This is a genomic window from Mesorhizobium sp. U510 (genome assembly GCF_059180695.1).
The window spans coordinates 6,062,381-6,075,973 of the sequence record NZ_CP180532.1 but is presented as its reverse complement, the minus strand read 5'-3'; the positions used below and the strand labels follow the sequence as shown (position 1 = coordinate 6,075,973).

20 protein-coding genes are annotated in these 13,593 nt (G+C 58.2%); 10 read left to right on the top strand and 10 right to left on the bottom strand.

Annotation, left to right across the window (positions count from 1 at the left end; all coding sequences use genetic code 11):
* Window positions 1-26 precede the first annotated feature (26 nt).
* From ACLGL5_RS31370 to ACLGL5_RS31355, 4 genes are all read right to left on the bottom strand, one after another.
* Complete coding sequence (locus tag ACLGL5_RS31370; protein ID WP_171903308.1) at window positions 27-191, bottom strand: hypothetical protein; 165 nt, start codon at window positions 189-191, stop codon at window positions 27-29.
* Window positions 192-510: 319 nt separating this feature from the next.
* Window positions 511-1,518 (bottom strand): hypothetical protein, encoded by a 1,008-nt coding sequence (locus ACLGL5_RS31365; protein ID WP_069092815.1) that lies wholly within the window; start codon window positions 1,516-1,518, stop codon window positions 511-513.
* Between the two features lie 80 nt (window positions 1,519-1,598).
* Window positions 1,599-2,246, bottom strand: coding sequence for a hypothetical protein (locus tag ACLGL5_RS31360; protein WP_064982161.1), 648 nt, complete (start codon window positions 2,244-2,246; stop codon window positions 1,599-1,601).
* A 60-nt stretch (window positions 2,247-2,306) separates the two neighbouring features.
* Complete coding sequence (locus tag ACLGL5_RS31355; RefSeq protein WP_240565265.1) at window positions 2,307-2,861, bottom strand: Spy/CpxP family protein refolding chaperone; 555 nt, start codon at window positions 2,859-2,861, stop codon at window positions 2,307-2,309.
* Between the two features lie 285 nt (window positions 2,862-3,146).
* Here ACLGL5_RS31355 and ACLGL5_RS31350 point away from each other — a divergent pair, with 285 nt between their 5' ends.
* Complete coding sequence (locus ACLGL5_RS31350; protein WP_155249125.1) at window positions 3,147-3,317, top strand: hypothetical protein; 171 nt, start codon at window positions 3,147-3,149, stop codon at window positions 3,315-3,317.
* 18 nt (window positions 3,318-3,335) lie between these two features.
* Here ACLGL5_RS31350 and ACLGL5_RS31345 read toward each other — a convergent pair whose 3' ends face one another.
* Window positions 3,336-3,686: a hypothetical protein gene (locus ACLGL5_RS31345; protein WP_348628525.1), complete on the bottom strand. Its 351-nt coding sequence runs from the start codon at window positions 3,684-3,686 to the stop codon at window positions 3,336-3,338.
* Window positions 3,687-3,974: 288 nt separating this feature from the next.
* On the opposite strand from ACLGL5_RS31345, the gene ACLGL5_RS31340 reads away from it, so the two are divergent.
* Window positions 3,975-4,172: a hypothetical protein gene (locus tag ACLGL5_RS31340; RefSeq protein ID WP_069092814.1), complete on the top strand. Its 198-nt coding sequence runs from the start codon at window positions 3,975-3,977 to the stop codon at window positions 4,170-4,172.
* A 147-nt stretch (window positions 4,173-4,319) separates the two neighbouring features.
* On the opposite strand, the gene ACLGL5_RS31335 is transcribed toward ACLGL5_RS31340, so the two are convergent.
* The 3 genes from ACLGL5_RS31335 to ACLGL5_RS31325 form a co-directional block, all read right to left on the bottom strand.
* Window positions 4,320-4,859, bottom strand: a complete 540-nt coding sequence (locus tag ACLGL5_RS31335) for an Hsp20/alpha crystallin family protein (protein WP_038648691.1) — start codon at window positions 4,857-4,859, stop codon at window positions 4,320-4,322.
* A 358-nt stretch (window positions 4,860-5,217) separates the two neighbouring features.
* Window positions 5,218-5,661, bottom strand: a complete 444-nt coding sequence (locus ACLGL5_RS31330; protein WP_019859877.1) for a DUF3775 domain-containing protein — start codon at window positions 5,659-5,661, stop codon at window positions 5,218-5,220.
* Window positions 5,661-6,533, bottom strand: coding sequence for a nucleotidyltransferase family protein (locus tag ACLGL5_RS31325; protein WP_083246845.1), 873 nt, complete (start codon window positions 6,531-6,533; stop codon window positions 5,661-5,663). Before ACLGL5_RS31325 ends, ACLGL5_RS31330 begins: the two co-directional genes overlap by 1 nt.
* 250 nt (window positions 6,534-6,783) lie before the next feature.
* Here ACLGL5_RS31325 and ACLGL5_RS31320 point away from each other — a divergent pair, with 250 nt between their 5' ends.
* The 4 genes from ACLGL5_RS31320 (at window position 6,784) to ACLGL5_RS31305 (ending at window position 9,593) form a co-directional block, all read left to right on the top strand.
* A complete protein-coding gene (locus tag ACLGL5_RS31320; RefSeq protein WP_069092813.1) occupies window positions 6,784-8,061 on the top strand; it encodes an NRAMP family divalent metal transporter in 1,278 nt (425 codons plus the stop codon).
* The gene (locus ACLGL5_RS31315; protein ID WP_171903307.1) at window positions 8,058-8,231 is read left to right on the top strand and encodes a hypothetical protein; all 174 of its coding nucleotides are present in this window, start codon (window positions 8,058-8,060) and stop codon (window positions 8,229-8,231) included. The genes ACLGL5_RS31320 and ACLGL5_RS31315 overlap by 4 nt, the downstream gene beginning before the upstream one ends.
* Window positions 8,232-8,394: 163 nt before the next feature.
* On the top strand, window positions 8,395-9,042 hold the full coding sequence (locus ACLGL5_RS31310; protein WP_027047157.1) for a BON domain-containing protein: 648 nt from the start codon (window positions 8,395-8,397) through the stop codon (window positions 9,040-9,042).
* A 152-nt stretch (window positions 9,043-9,194) separates the two neighbouring features.
* On the top strand, window positions 9,195-9,593 hold the full coding sequence (locus tag ACLGL5_RS31305) for a host attachment family protein (RefSeq protein ID WP_420871208.1): 399 nt from the start codon (window positions 9,195-9,197) through the stop codon (window positions 9,591-9,593).
* Window positions 9,594-9,885: 292 nt separating this feature from the next.
* Here ACLGL5_RS31305 and ACLGL5_RS31300 read toward each other — a convergent pair whose 3' ends face one another.
* On the bottom strand, window positions 9,886-10,710 hold the full coding sequence (locus ACLGL5_RS31300) for a universal stress protein (protein WP_069092811.1): 825 nt from the start codon (window positions 10,708-10,710) through the stop codon (window positions 9,886-9,888).
* Between the two features lie 87 nt (window positions 10,711-10,797).
* Window positions 10,798-11,331: a flavin reductase family protein gene (locus tag ACLGL5_RS31295; protein ID WP_069092810.1), complete on the bottom strand. Its 534-nt coding sequence runs from the start codon at window positions 11,329-11,331 to the stop codon at window positions 10,798-10,800.
* A gap of 384 nt (window positions 11,332-11,715) precedes the next feature.
* Between ACLGL5_RS31295 and ACLGL5_RS31290 the strand changes: the two genes are divergently transcribed.
* The 4 genes from ACLGL5_RS31290 to ACLGL5_RS31275 all read left to right on the top strand — a co-directional run bounded on the left by ACLGL5_RS31290 (window position 11,716) and on the right by ACLGL5_RS31275 (window position 13,587).
* The gene (locus ACLGL5_RS31290; protein ID WP_083246844.1) at window positions 11,716-12,126 is read left to right on the top strand and encodes a hypothetical protein; all 411 of its coding nucleotides are present in this window, start codon (window positions 11,716-11,718) and stop codon (window positions 12,124-12,126) included.
* 96 nt (window positions 12,127-12,222) lie between these two features.
* Window positions 12,223-12,603 carry a c-type cytochrome gene (locus ACLGL5_RS31285; RefSeq protein WP_019859868.1) on the top strand — a complete coding sequence of 127 codons (381 nt, stop codon included), beginning with the start codon at window positions 12,223-12,225 and terminating at the stop codon, window positions 12,601-12,603.
* An 81-nt stretch (window positions 12,604-12,684) separates the two neighbouring features.
* Window positions 12,685-12,987, top strand: a complete 303-nt coding sequence (locus tag ACLGL5_RS31280) for a hypothetical protein (protein ID WP_155772685.1) — start codon at window positions 12,685-12,687, stop codon at window positions 12,985-12,987.
* Window positions 12,988-13,077: 90 nt separating this feature from the next.
* Window positions 13,078-13,587, top strand: coding sequence for a hydrolase (locus ACLGL5_RS31275; protein ID WP_064982147.1), 510 nt, complete (start codon window positions 13,078-13,080; stop codon window positions 13,585-13,587).
* Window positions 13,588-13,593: the final 6 nt, after the last annotated feature.

The following is a 13,593-nucleotide window of genomic DNA, read 5'->3' as shown; positions in this document are numbered from 1 at the left end:
CCCCGTCCTGGTGCAGGATGGCAGGGTTATTTATTCTTCGTCAACTTGGTTCCCATCTTCTTGGCAAAAATAGAGGAAGATTTCTGTTTGTGGGCAGAATCATGCGGCTTCGGCGGCGTCTTCAGCATCCGCTGCACGGTCTCGTTGAACCGTTCTTCGTCGGAATCTTTTCCCGGTTTTCCACCGATCATGCCAGTTTCCCACAGAAAGCCTTGAAACGACTCGGTTTTCGGGGCCGGTACCCTTGTCAGAACAAAACGAGTCGCCTTGAGTCGTGTTTCCAGCGCGATGGAGGGGGTGAGTCGGCCCGCAAAGCATCTCACACCCCGCCCCACCGGGCGTCGCTGGATGGCGCACCCCGCTACGGGTGCCTTCTTCCCCGAGCCATCCGGGGGAGTCGTATCAAAGCGGGAGAATCCGCTCCGCCATCATGAAATATGCAAACCGCATATTTTTCCAGTGCCAAATAGGCGTTTTCGCATTTTTCCACTTGTCGGCCGCATCTGGCCTTCATGCCGCCTCGTCCTTGTCTGGATTGCTAAGGGCCGCCACGACCGCGTTATGGGCCGGAGCATCATTATCAATGATCGTGCGCCCGTTCGCCTTCATATCCTTGACGATCTCATAGACCGTTAGCGCGCTCGACCTGAACAGCATGTCCGCGCCTATCTCATCTAGAGTGTCGCGCGGGTGCATCAATGGATTGCGATCTAAATTGCGCATCCTATCGATCATTTGAACGACCTTCAGCGCTGGCTTCTTATCTCCGTCACCTTCTGCCAGCGCTTTGGCGGCGTTCACGTAATCATTCCAGGAATGCAATTTCTTGGTGACGCCGAATGCGCGAAGGTAAGAATCGATGACAAGTTCTAAGCCGCGAAGGGCATGAAACCCGCTTGCTGTAGCAAGACCGAACGCCAAGCATCGGCCAGCATCGTCAAACTCAATTGCAGCTTCGAATGGGATGCTCGCTCTGGTCTCCGGTGGTAACGTCTTTGAAGCGGATGAAACGAGATCTGAAGTTTTATAGAGCGAAATTTGGCCGACGGAATATACATCAACCTCAGAACACTCTGCTGCAAAGACACTTTTAAAAGCGTCCATCTTGGCTCGTATCGCACTTAGCTGCCAGCTTGAAAAATCGCTATTGAAACCGGCTGTAGAAAACGATGGCGGCGAGTTTGCATCCATCACGTTTGTGGCAATCCACTCTTGTATGATTGATGACAAGTCGCGGGCCACTGTCTTGCTGGTCGAGAACCCGTTGTCATCACGAATGAAATTGTCCAACAAGTTTGGAAGGCCGGAAATAGCAACCCAGACCATTCCACCCTTTATGGTGCCTTCAAATGTAATTTGGTTTTTCCCCGAGTGGAGGTACTCGGCTAGTTCAAAGTACTCAAGCAAGTTGACGCGCTTCACCCTACCGCACCCCGTTTGGTTCGCGGCTTTATAGCACTTGTCTCCGATTCTTAAAAACGTGCCGGCCTGTCCCGGCTTCTCTATCGAATCACGCATACTTTGTCACGTATATAATTAGGATATTTTTCCTATATGCGGGTCACCCATGTCCTCCCCTGACATGGGGAAGCGATGGGTTATCCTCCCTGATCCGTCGCAATGCTGAGCCCGCTGCCACCTCCCTCCGGCAGCGGGCTTCCTTTTGTCGATGCATCTGATTGAGTGCGGTGGGACTCGACGGCGAGGCCATCCATGCAGTGCATGAAATTGCTGATTACGGATTCCCCTGGCGCGGACGCAATCTTGTAGGTCCGCATTTCGGTGTTTGAATCTGGGCGTGCAAAATGCACCTCATAGACCCCAGCAATCACTGCCCTGATGAAAGCCGCGGCGACAAGAGGGTCTTGTGTCGTCGCCATGACGGTACCGTCGTCATAGTTTTCGTAGTCCAAATGGCCGAGCGAATTGAATGTGCGCGAGCTGAACGCAGCGTCTGAAATCCGCACTATTTGATATGTGCCTGATGGGGTGAGGTCGGCCGCGCCCATCAGAAAGCCGGCCAGAACCGTTCCGTCGAATTTGTTGTAACCGGCAATCGTTATGAACTTGACGGCTTCCCGCGAAGGCGGGTTGCTGACGTCTAGGACGATCTCGCATACCCGTGCTTCTTCGCTCTCGTCGGCCCAATTGCTGTATGCCACCCGCGTCGGAAAGATCGTCGAGCCGGCGCCCTGGCTGGCGCCGAGCAGAGTTAAGGCGGTCAAAAGGCGAAGTGCGACGAACATACGTTCAATTTCTCCGCGCTATCCGGCTCAGCCGGCGCCGCGATCAGGACGCAATGGAGGCTATCTGGACATCATTCCAGGACCGAAGCCCGAGCGCCCCATGCCCATGCCCATCATCGGCAGGACGATATCGTCGGCGGCCCGCCTCTGCTCATCGCTCAGCTTTGCGTATAGTTTCTCGACTGCCGCCCTCACGGCCTTCACCTGTTCCAGACGCGCTTCGAGATGGCTCTGTTGGTAGGCCAGTCGCTCGGGCAGGGGTTTCTTCACGAACTCGCCGTCCTGGAATTCCTTGAGCATGTCCTGCATCAACGCGTTGTGAGACTCGGCCGTGCTGCGGATGACACCGGCAAGTTCATCCCAGGACGGCATCTGCTCCTCGGTGATCTTCAGTTCAGTCTTGAGGAAGGCGAGGCGTCCATCGACTCGATCGAGCATCTGGTCTGAATCATAGCCACCCATGGGGCCGCCCATGCCCCATTGACCCATCATCATCCGGCCCAAGCCCCAGCGAGGCCACCAACCGGAATCGTTCTCGTCAGCCCCGGCCACAACAGGCATCGCGACAAGGCTCAGCATCAGGCCGGCGACGACACTACTGCGCAAATTGGACATCGGTCGTCTCCTTCACAGCGGATTCGAAGTGTCAAAGAAATCACACGGCGGCGCTGAAGGCCTTGACCTGCATCAATGGGTGCCGTCGATACGGCCATAGCTGTAGGTGTGGATTGCTCGGGAGAGCTTTAGTAAGAGAGTGGCTTGAAGCTACGGAAGTCCCGCGCCATCTGAAGCACGCCTTTATGCGACAGACGCATCGGCTGGATTAGACGCGGGCAATTTGGCTGTGATATGTGGGTGCACGGACGAACAGGGAAGCCGCTGCGGCTGCTTATGTGATGAGTGGATAAGCGGATCGCCCGCCTGAATATCGAGCATTTTCGCCAGCGCTTGGCAGAGGAGCAAGATCAACTCAAGCGGAAGGCGTTGCTTGATCTGCTGGAAAAAGAAGAAGAAAAGCTCCGAAAGGCCGAGGAGGCCGACAAGGGAACAAACGGGCACAGCAACAAATAGAAAAACGCGGCAATGCCGCTAGACATCTGCCTTGTCAGGTTTCCATGTTCTCCAATGGGTAGGTGAGATGTCCAGCCGTTCCTTCGTGGCCGACTTGGTCCAGCCTGCCAGTATGCGCCTGCAGGGAAAAACGAGGGCGTGAACGCCGTCTCCGTCCATGACGGCCAATTCCAAATCCCGATCAAAAGGGGCGGTCGATATTGGTTGCCACATAGATTCATTCTTGGAAGGAACGGCCAAAGCGTCCTTGACGCAGGTCAAATCCAAAGACCAGGCATATTGCTTGCCGGCCACGTGAATGCCGTCCAAACGGCGATCACTAGTCGAGTTTCCCGTAGTTGGGCTGCCACGTTCCGCAAGGTCTGCCATTTCATCATCTCGCTGCTATGCAGGTCCGGCACGTTCGATCGTGTCTCCCCTGCTTTGGGGGGTGACACGCGCGGGAGAGCTCTCGGTGGCGAAGCTGACTTCACCAAGATCGAAACGACGATCTGCCTCTGATGACATCAATGGCGCAATGTCTGACATTGCGAAATTCGGTTTGATCCTTACGGGGTTTCACCTAGCCAGCCGCAGCAGACCTGCGTTGGCGTAAATGGCTTTGAGCGGCCCGCACTTGGGTGTAGAATGTCGTTGTCCTGGCAATTGAGGAACGTCATGGACCGCTTTATTGCGCGTGCCAACATCGCCCACTTTCAGGATCTGCTCGCGCGCGAGACGGACCCCGAACAAAGGCGTGTCATCGAAGGTTTGCTGGCGTTGGAGCAGAAGAAGCTTGAGATAGCCGAAAGTCAGGCTCGCGATCACTCCCGCGTGCCCGGCAAACTAGGAAGCGTGGTCAAGCCCTCGCGTTGATATAGCGAGGCGATGCGGCGGTAAGTCGAAATGGCTGCGCTATCCCGACTGGGGTAACCACCTAAATGCAACTTGGGATATCGCATTTAGTGAAGGTCTCAGCGCGCCGGACTGACGCGCTGAGACGGACAACGTTCAGCACGCAGGTTATGCAGCCTTGACCGTAATCTTCTTCTCGGCCTTCTGGGCTTCGGCTGTCTTGGGCAGCTTCACCGTCAGTACGCCCTTGGTGAAGCTTGCATCGATCTTGTCGGCGTCGACGCCTTCAGGCACTTGGAAGGAACGCTGGAAGGAGCCGTAGCGGCGCTCGGACAGATAGTAGTCCTTGTCCTTCTCTTCCTTTTCTTCCTTCTTCTCGCCCTTGATCGTCAGCGTGTGGTTGGAGAGTTTGATCTCGACATTCTTCTCGTCGATGCCGGGCAGTTCGGCCGTGATCTCATACTCCTTGTCCTTTTCGACGAGGTCCATCGCCGGCGCCACTGGCCAGTCCGCGCTACGCAGCGACGGCAGTTCACGACCGAAAAGGGAGCGGGTCGAGGGCAGCCGGAAATCGAAAGCGTGGAAGTCGTCGAACAGTCGGTCGATTTCGCGGCGCAGGCTTTCGAACGGTGCCGTCCAGTTGTCGGACCGGGCAGGGGCAGTGCTCTTCTCTGTCTTGACGGGGAGTTTGGTGGCAGCTTCAGCCATGGTTCTTCTCCTTTGGTGAGTTGATCGGCAGGTATCGCCGCCTCCACTCTTCCACCTTTAGGTCTCCCAAGAGGCGCTAGAGCTGGAGGTCAACGAACCCGCTCGCCGGGTGTCGTCGCCGAACTGGTCCATTGCTGCGCGAACCCGCGGTCTTGCCGCGATTTATCGCGCCCGCGTCACCAAGTCCGGCTCAGCCTGACGAGGACTGCATCAAAGCCGCTGCACAAGAGAGGCTCATTGATTGGGATCAATGGCGAGAGAAAAAACCGTGCGCCGGAGCTCGAATTTAGAGGCGCGACGACCAAAAGATCCCGAGGCGATTTGAAACCGCCCTCGGCACCGCGCGGCAGCCCGATGATCAAAGGTGCTGGCGCTCAAGTTCGGCGCAGGAGTAGCCGAGTGCGGACAGTCCATCTGCAAGATGGTCCGCGAGCAATGGCGTCCCACAGAGATAGTCGGCTACATGCGCATTATGAGCGTGGACTGCCTGCTGGCGAACACTTCGCCATTCATCGGCCGAATGGTCGTCGCGGCCCAGCCACATCAGGGCGACCAGGTCGATCTGTGCGTCGAACGAAAGCTCGGAAATCAGCGACTGCAGTTCTTCAAGAACCGGGTCGTCGGCATGATCCTCCAGGATCGCTGCGGACCGGTCGTCGGAAGGATTGGAGGCAGGGTTGGGTTCGGTGACCGGATCCTTGGCGTCGAATTCGCGCGCCTTCATGATGATGAAGCATACGGTTTCGAGGGGAACTTCGAGTTCTGTTTCACCATTGCCAACTCTCTTCACGGCTCTTTTCATCATACCGGTTCCTTCAGCTGCTGTTCACTTTCGCGTCCTCTCACGACGCGTTTGCCGAGCATCGGACCACGTGTCTCGGTGACGACCGTGCAGCGCCCTTCCGGCTGGCCTTCGGCCTGGAAATAGATCACGACCCAGTCGCGCGTCTTCGCCAGTTCGTGCGCCAGCCTAGTGTTCGAGAAGAACGCGGTGAAATGCCAGTTGTCATGGCGCGCATGCAGCACCGGCAACCAGGCCTCGCCTTTCGGGTTGAAGCGTTTCGGTGCAATCTTGCGAAGCGCGCCAGCCGCTGCCTTTTCGCGATACATGTGATCGACTTCGAGCAGCATCGACACTGGCGGCAGGGGGTGGGACTGATAGGCCCTTGTTGTGCGAACTCTTCCCAGCCGCTCCGCGAGGGCTGCCGCCAGCATCTCCTTGCGCCTGTGACCGATACCCTTGATATGAAGTGCGCCGCTATGAAGCGCGTTCTCCAGGTCTTCGAGGGTCTCGAGCTGACCGTCCTCGGCGAGGCGGTGCGCGTATCGTGGTCCGATTCCGGGGATTGAGCGAAACAGCGCCTCCGGCTCCATATCGCCGCGCAACCGCTCCAGTTGGGACCAGCGCCCGGTCGCAACGATCTCGGAAATCGCCCCGGCCAGGCCTCTTCCGATTGCCGGAAGGACGACGAGGCCATCGCGTCCCTCCGTTGCCAGGATTTCGCTCACGGGCCGTTCCAGTCTGGACACGACCTCCGCCGCCCTCCTGCAGGCCCGTGCGCGGAAACCATCAGCGCCCTGGCTATCGAGGAGATCGGCAAAATCCCGGAATTTTCCCGCGACCCCGATGTTCTCGGGAAGTGGTGTCGTCGCCATCGCCGTCATTGGCTTCATGCCAGCGTCTGGCGTAGTGGTCTGCAGAGGCTCCGGCATGACTTTCCTCGGCGAAGGAGTTCAAGTGTCGATCGATCCTCCTAGGCCATTCGTTGGCTCGTATCCTTGACCGGCGTCAATCCATCGGACTTCGAAGCCGGATAGAAGAAACACATGGTTCTTCGCGCTCGAAGGTTCGGAGCAACTCGGCGCGGCAACGGTGAGTTCGGTTCGTGCGACGAGAATGAGTGAGAGTGAGGGGAACCATTCGATGGAACCGCCAGACGCATCGGCCACCACACGCCGCCAACCCTACGACTTTCTCAGAAGCTTGGGCCCAGGCCTGATCACGGGCGCGGCTGATGACGATCCAAGCGGTATCGCCACCTATAGTCAGGTGGGCGCGCAATTCGGCTACTCGCTCGCATGGACCATGCTCTTCAGCTATCCGCTGATGGCTGTAACTCAAGGGATCAGTGCCGGGATCGGCGCGGTAACCGGCCAAGGTATCGCGCGCAATCTGCGTCGACACTACTCGCCCTGGCTGCTGCGTTTCGCCGTTCTTCTGCTGCTTGTCGCCAACGTCATCAACATCGGCGCCGACCTCGGAGCCATGGGGGCGGCGCTTAAATTGCTCTTGGGTGGCCCGCAGTCCTTGTATGCGGTCCTGTTCGCTTTGATTTGCAGTTTCCTGGAAATCTTCGTGAGCTACCGACGCTACGTCACGGTGCTTAAATGGCTGACCCTGTCCTTGCTTGCCTATGTCGCGGTGGTGCTGTCGGTTCACGTGCCGTGGGGCACGGCGCTCTATGGCACGCTGGTTCCGCAGATCGCCTTCGACGGCGATCACGCCATGGCGCTGGTTGCCGTTCTTGGCACGACAATCAGTCCTTACCTCTTCTTTTGGCAAGCCGGGGAGGAGGTCGAGGAGCAGCACCGGCAACATCGTCAACGACTGGGCGCCAACTCTCACGCTGCCGGGCCGGAGCTGTCGCGCATCCGGGGCGACACACTTTTCGGAATGGGCTTCTCCAACCTGGTGGCCATTGTCATCATTATAGCCACGGCGGCAACGCTCCATGCCAACGGGATCACGCAGATCCAAACCTCATCGCAGGCGGCCGAAGCGCTCAGGCCCATCGCCGGGGAGTTTGCGTTCGCCATTTTCGCCGCCGGCATTATCGGCACGGGCATGCTTGCCATCCCCGTGCTCGCCGGCTCCGTCGCCTATGCAGTCGCGGAGATGTTTCGTTGGCCCGAAGGCCTCGATCGACGTCCCCGAGATGCCAAGGCCTTCTACGGCACCATTGCGGTGGCAACGCTGGGTGGAGTGATCCTGACTTTTGTCGGCATGGACCCCATAAGGGCACTTTACTGGAGCGCTGTCGTTAATGGGGTTCTGGCCGCGCCACTGATGGCAATCATGATGATGATTGCCACGAACCCGCGGATCATGGGTCACCTTACATTGCCGCGCTGGATGGTCTTCGGCGGAGCGCTCGCCACGGCTGTGATGGCTCTGGCGTCAATCGGCTTTTTCGTGCTGTGACAATTGCCGCTGAAGGCAAGGTAAAGGCCGAAATCACCAAGGTGCGTCTTGAGGACATCAATACGATCTTCGCGAGCCTCAAGGCCGGCAAGCGCGAGGGACAGATGATGCTTGATCTTTCTGAGCCCGTTCGCAAGCCGGTGGCTGAAGGCAAAGCCGTTCCCGCTTGATGAAAGCTGGCTGCGCGCAGCGACGCCTCCAACCGATGGCACCGTCGCAGACAGCAGGGCGAGCGAAAGTCGGCGACTGTTGAGCCAGATCAATGCGTCGCTCTGTCGAGGATGCTGTGTTTTGGGTGGGGGTGCAAAGCCCCCATACAAAAGGAGACGGATCATGACGGATTTAACATTGCGTCAGAACATTCTCGATGAGTTGGAGTTCGAGCCGAGTATCGACGCCGCCCACATTGGCGTCGCCGTGGAAGATGGCATCGTCACCCTCACCGGACATGTTTCTTCCTACTGGGAAAAGACCACCGCCGAAAATGTGGTCAAGCGAGTCAAGGGCGTGAAGGGTATCGCCGAGGAAATCGAAGTCCGGCTGATTGGACAGAAGGGGACTGCGGACGACGAGATCGCCAGGCGTGCGGTCGATGCGGTCACCTGGAATGTGTCCATCCCGAGGGACAAGGTGCAGGTCAAGGTCCAGGACGGCTGGATCACGCTGACCGGGAAAGTTGAATGGCAATACCAGAAGAACGCGGCGGCCGAGGCTGTGCGCGGGCTGGCCGGTGTCGTTGGCGTGGCCAATCAGATCGAAATCACCCCACGTGCCTCGGTACCCGACGTCAAGAAGCGCATCGAGGATGCGCTGAAACGTGATGCGGAAGTCGAAGCCCAGGCGATCCGCGTCAATGTGCGGGATGGCAGGGTGACGCTTGAAGGCAAGGTCAAGGCCTGGTCCGAGCGCCAGGCAGCGGAACGTGCCGCCTGGTCGACGCCGGGCGTCCGGATGGTGGAAGACCGGATTGCGATTGTCTGATGGTTCGACATGGTCGGCGCGGCGGCTCAAGCGGCCGCCGGGTCGATAGTCCGAGGCACGCGCCACCGCGAAGTGCAACTGGCGGTGAAGACCGCGGCCAATGATGGCGAGGCAACGCCTTCGATCTATGTCAAAGGAGAAACAACATGATTATGACCACTGGCACGCTGGTCGCGGTAACCGACGGCGAGAAGTTGCGCCTGTTTCGCAACAAGGGCCACGAACCCCAGATCGATCTGGTTGAGTTGGGCGAGCCGACGCTTCAAGCGGCCAACACCGGCTCGGGCGGTCGCCACCGCAGTTCCACCGCCAATCCCGACGACTCTCGTCTGCGGGAAGATGATTTTGCCGCTGCCGTGGCCGAGTATCTCAATCGCGAGGCGCTCGCGGGAGCGTTCGAGCATGTGGTGGTGGTTGCCGATCCGCGCACGCTGGGCGAACTGCGCAAGCACGTCGAGCCTTCGCTGAAAGCGAAACTGGCGGGCGAACTCGGCAAGGATCTCGTGAAGCACTCAGTCGAAGCCATCGAAAATACGTTGGCGGCGGCTTGAGCAATCCGCACAGCCAGGCTGCTACCGACGACCGCCACGGGTGGTATGGATGCCTCGCGCTGCCTAAGATTGGTTGGGAAGGGCACTGCCGGCGGCGGCCGAGATTGTCGCCAGTGGTGCTAGCGCGAAATCTTCAGTCAAGAGCGCCGCGGTAGCGCCGGAGCCGCGATGGCCAACAGCTCCTGCGCTAAAGGAGAGAGAAGTCCGACCCGAAGAAGACGAGAAACTGTCCAGTGATCAAGGGAATTCGCAGTACAGGACCATCGTCGCTGGAAGTTGCTACGCTTCGGCGTCAGTTCGACATAAGCCGATTGAGCCAAACCTCATCCAACAGCGAACGGGTAACTCCGCCAAACACCCATTCCCTTAGTCGGCTATGCCCGTAGGCGCCCGACACGACTAGGTCTGCTTTGACGGAAGCCAAGAAGTCTATGAGTCGATTTCCTTCCTCTTCCGACTTTAGAATTTCGGTTCGCGCTTTTATGCCGTGCCCAGCGAGGAAGCTGGAGACGTCCTTGATGCCGTCTGCAATCCAATCATCCGGATTGGTATCAACCGCCACCACAGTGACTTCATTGGCTATGGCCATCAGTGGCACCGCATCCGCCACGGCGCGCCTTGCTTCGCGCGTGTCCTTCCAGGCGACGACGACCTGGCCAAGTGGCAAGCTCGCCGCGCCACGGGCGGCGACCAGCACAGGTCTACCGGCGCGCAGCACCAAACTGCCCGGATCAGCCATACGGTAGCCGTCACCGGTAGATGCGCCCAAGGAGGCGCCAGTGACCACAAGGTCGGCAAGAAGAGAGGCTCTGGCGAGGACGTGATCTGGGTTCTCGACCGTTTCACGCCATTCCGCCTTGACCGTTCCGACGACGAGCTCGTCGAACTTGGAGTGCCGATCATTCAGCCTTTGCCGGATTTCGTTCCTCGACTGCTCCCAAATCTCTGCGGCAATCGCTGCGCCCTCCGGCGCCATCGTCACCGGCATTGGAGCGTCGGCGGCGCAGAAGCCAATCAGCTTTGCATCGAAACGTTCGGCAAGTTCGATGCCGATCCGCGTCAGCGGTTCGACTGAGCCATCAATGCCAAGGTTCAAGAGAATGGATTTATAGCTCATCGGGCGCTTCCGGTTCGAGAGTTTCGGTGCACCGAAGCTAGTTTTGCAGGAACGTTCTCACCTTGATGTCGATCAAAATGTAGCGGCTCAGGGGATGCGGGATTCGAAATGGACCACTTCGCCGTCCACAACGAAGGCGCCATTTCCGATGTGATGGATCGTCTTCGGTTTCGGTTGAACCGGGTCGATCCAGGCTTTCAGGACCTCGAGGACAAACAGGTTATATCTGTTCACCAGGCGTGTATCGACGACCCGGCATTCGAGATTGGCGAAGCATTCGGCGATCAGGGGAGCCGAAACGCGCTCGGCGGGAAGCGGCGTCAGCCAAGCTGTCGCGAACTTGTCAATGTCGCGTCCGGAGCAGTTTCCAACCTTGACGACTTTTTCTGCGAGGCCAATGGCAGGGATGGCGATCACGCATTCCTTGGTTTGACGCAAGGCGAAGAAGGAGAAGTCGTCGCTCGATACGACGCAGGCCATGGTCGGCGGCGCGATCCTGGTCATCATGTGCCAGGACATGGTCATGACGTTCGCGCGGCCCTGTTTTGACCTGGTTGTCAGGAGGACAACGGGACCAGGCTCGATCAGCCGATAGACTTCGGCAAGCGGCAGTTCCTTCATCGCGTCCTCGTTTCTGCCTTTTACAAGGCAATTGTTCCGGCGATGTCGTGACAGGCAATGCCCTTTGTCGCCTTGATCAATGTCAAAGGCGGGAAGCGGGGACGAGAAGGGGAATCCAGGAGGTCGACGCAGGTTTGCGCCTAGCGGGCGATTGATCGGGATCAATGCATGCCGGAATCGACCTTGCGATGTTCGATTAGAGCCACACGAGGATCAGTTCATGTCCGCTGGAGGCATTCTCTTTTGGGGCATCCTGCTTTGCCTCGTTTGGATCGCCGGGGTCGGCATCTACTTCGAAATGGCGTCTTCCAAGAGACGCAAGCTCGGTGCGGTGAGTCATGGCTTTGGCCGCCGCTCAAGGCCGCGCCATCCAAAGATGAGACAGTGAATGCCGAGATCGAGGAGGCCATCATGATTTGGAATGCGGAAGAATTCTGCGCGCCGGAATTGTCCCTGTCTGTCAAGGCAGGGCAGAAGCTGTTGGAGGCGACCACCGCGCTGCAGATGCATTCCACCAAAGCGTTGTTCCGCTGCCAGATTGAAGCTGCGTCCTTTCTTCGCCGGCGATTTTGGGACGATCTGAAGCTGATCGAAACGCTGAGGGATAGCGATGAATTCGCCGATAGCTTCGACGTGTTCGCCAATTTTTGGCAGAATGCCGCATCCGACTATCTGAAGGAGGTGGGCGAGTTCGCGTGCATAGGCGCCAAGCTCGCGATGGAGACGGCCGGACAAGTCCGTAAAGAGGCGGATACGGCGATCGACGACATGGCAGCGGCAACCCTGACGCCCTGAAGTGTTGCAATCAAACAAGAAGGCGAAATCGATAGCTGGACGAACTGAGGTTCCGATCAGTCGTCTGCGTATCGTGGAGGAAGCGCTCATTGGCGTTTGAGCCAAGTCAAGGCGCTGCATATCTTGATGCTGTATGCGACGACTATGAAACGCAAAACGCTGCTGAAGATTTTCATCGTTGCGCCCATGCTCGCGGGTACGCCGGCAGCTTGGGCAAACGACAATCTCCAGGTTTCCCATGGCCGGAGGATAGTGGAAGCGAACTGCGCACGGTGCCATGCAGTCGGTCGGACTGGCGTCAGCTCACATCCGGACGCACCGCCTTTTCGCATGCTGCATCTGCGCTACCCGATCGAAGACTTGGAGGAGGCGCTGGCGGAGGGGATCTCGACTGGTCACCCGGACATGCCGGAGTTTGTCGCCGATCCCCAGCAGATCGGGGCGATCGTCGCCTACATCCGGACGCTTGACCGTTGATTTGGCTGCCGCGTTCGACTGAAATCCGAAAACCAGTCCTGGCAATCCGAGGGGCTTGTTCTCGAGGATTCCTCAGAATGTATGCGCAACGTCGTGATCGTCAAAGGGATAGAAGTGGGCCGCCTTCAACGTCAACGGGACGTCATGGCCCTCGATGAGCACCTTGACCCATTGGTCCCCGAAATCGTCTTGCCAGGAGTCGGTAACGCGACATCTTGCGGCGAGGTCCATGCCAATCTCTATCTTTTCGGTTCTCTTTGCCATCCTGAACTCCTGTCGTACCAGCGCGATCTGCCAATCGCGATCTGCCCTTTCAGCGTCTTTCGCGCTGACCATATCAACATGGTCAATCTGTTTAGCCGGGCCGCCGCGGACTGGCATTGATGCGCATCAATTGCAGATCTGGCAGCGTTGATCGTGATCAATGACGTTCGGGCGCTCGGCTGATCTTTTGTCGCGCATCGGGAGACCACTATGCGCACCAACGAAACACCGCATTACGATGCCAGCGTGAACACCACGGGTTGCTGCCCCAAATTCAACCCGGGCGGCTGGGACGATCAGGAGTTGCATTTCAAAGACAAGCCGTTCGTGAGGGCGACAACCCATAGCGTCCTGCATGTTCCAGTGAACATGGGCAGCGTCTTTGCCCGTGTCAGCGAGCATATCGACGGCGCCGGCGCCTCTGCCGAAGGTCAATACATTGTCCTAAGCCGCGATCTATCGCCGTGGACGAGCGAGCATCTTTTCTCGGTTTCGAAAGCCGTGCCCGAGGAGGAAATGACCAGGCTGACAGGCGACTTCGTCACCAAATTGTTCGAGGGGGCGTTCGAGCAGGTAAGGGGCTGGCACGAGGAAATGCTTGAACTCGCGCGCCAACGCAACCCCAAGGCCAGCGACGTGTATTTCTTCTACACGACCTGCCCGAAATGCGCCGCGGCGTACGGCAAGAACTACGTTGTCGGAGTAGCCAAGATTTCCTGAGCCCGG

Excerpts from the sequence above, each read along its gene's own strand:
- ACLGL5_RS31370 (WP_171903308.1), bottom strand. The coding sequence starts at position 191 with ATGATCGGTGGAAAACCGGGAAAAGATTCCGACGAAGAACGGTTCAAC.
- ACLGL5_RS31365 (WP_069092815.1), bottom strand. The coding sequence starts at position 1,518 with ATGCGTGATTCGATAGAGAAGCCGGGACAGGCCGGCACGTTTTTAAGA.
- ACLGL5_RS31360 (WP_064982161.1), bottom strand. The coding sequence starts at position 2,246 with ATGTTCGTCGCACTTCGCCTTTTGACCGCCTTAACTCTGCTCGGCGCC.
- ACLGL5_RS31355 (WP_240565265.1), bottom strand. The coding sequence starts at position 2,861 with ATGTCCAATTTGCGCAGTAGTGTCGTCGCCGGCCTGATGCTGAGCCTT.
- ACLGL5_RS31345 (WP_348628525.1), bottom strand. The coding sequence starts at position 3,686 with ATGGCAGACCTTGCGGAACGTGGCAGCCCAACTACGGGAAACTCGACT.
- ACLGL5_RS31340 (WP_069092814.1), top strand. The coding sequence starts at position 3,975 with ATGGACCGCTTTATTGCGCGTGCCAACATCGCCCACTTTCAGGATCTG.
- ACLGL5_RS31335 (WP_038648691.1), bottom strand. The coding sequence starts at position 4,859 with ATGGCTGAAGCTGCCACCAAACTCCCCGTCAAGACAGAGAAGAGCACT.
- ACLGL5_RS31330 (WP_019859877.1), bottom strand. The coding sequence starts at position 5,661 with ATGAAAAGAGCCGTGAAGAGAGTTGGCAATGGTGAAACAGAACTCGAA.
- ACLGL5_RS31325 (WP_083246845.1), bottom strand. The coding sequence starts at position 6,533 with ATGAAGCCAATGACGGCGATGGCGACGACACCACTTCCCGAGAACATC.
- ACLGL5_RS31320 (WP_069092813.1), top strand. The coding sequence starts at position 6,784 with ATGGAACCGCCAGACGCATCGGCCACCACACGCCGCCAACCCTACGAC.
- ACLGL5_RS31310 (WP_027047157.1), top strand. The coding sequence starts at position 8,395 with ATGACGGATTTAACATTGCGTCAGAACATTCTCGATGAGTTGGAGTTC.
- ACLGL5_RS31305 (WP_420871208.1), top strand. The coding sequence starts at position 9,195 with ATGACCACTGGCACGCTGGTCGCGGTAACCGACGGCGAGAAGTTGCGC.
- ACLGL5_RS31300 (WP_069092811.1), bottom strand. The coding sequence starts at position 10,710 with ATGAGCTATAAATCCATTCTCTTGAACCTTGGCATTGATGGCTCAGTC.
- ACLGL5_RS31295 (WP_069092810.1), bottom strand. The coding sequence starts at position 11,331 with ATGAAGGAACTGCCGCTTGCCGAAGTCTATCGGCTGATCGAGCCTGGT.
- ACLGL5_RS31280 (WP_155772685.1), top strand. The coding sequence starts at position 12,685 with ATGCGCAACGTCGTGATCGTCAAAGGGATAGAAGTGGGCCGCCTTCAA.
- ACLGL5_RS31275 (WP_064982147.1), top strand. The coding sequence starts at position 13,078 with ATGCGCACCAACGAAACACCGCATTACGATGCCAGCGTGAACACCACG.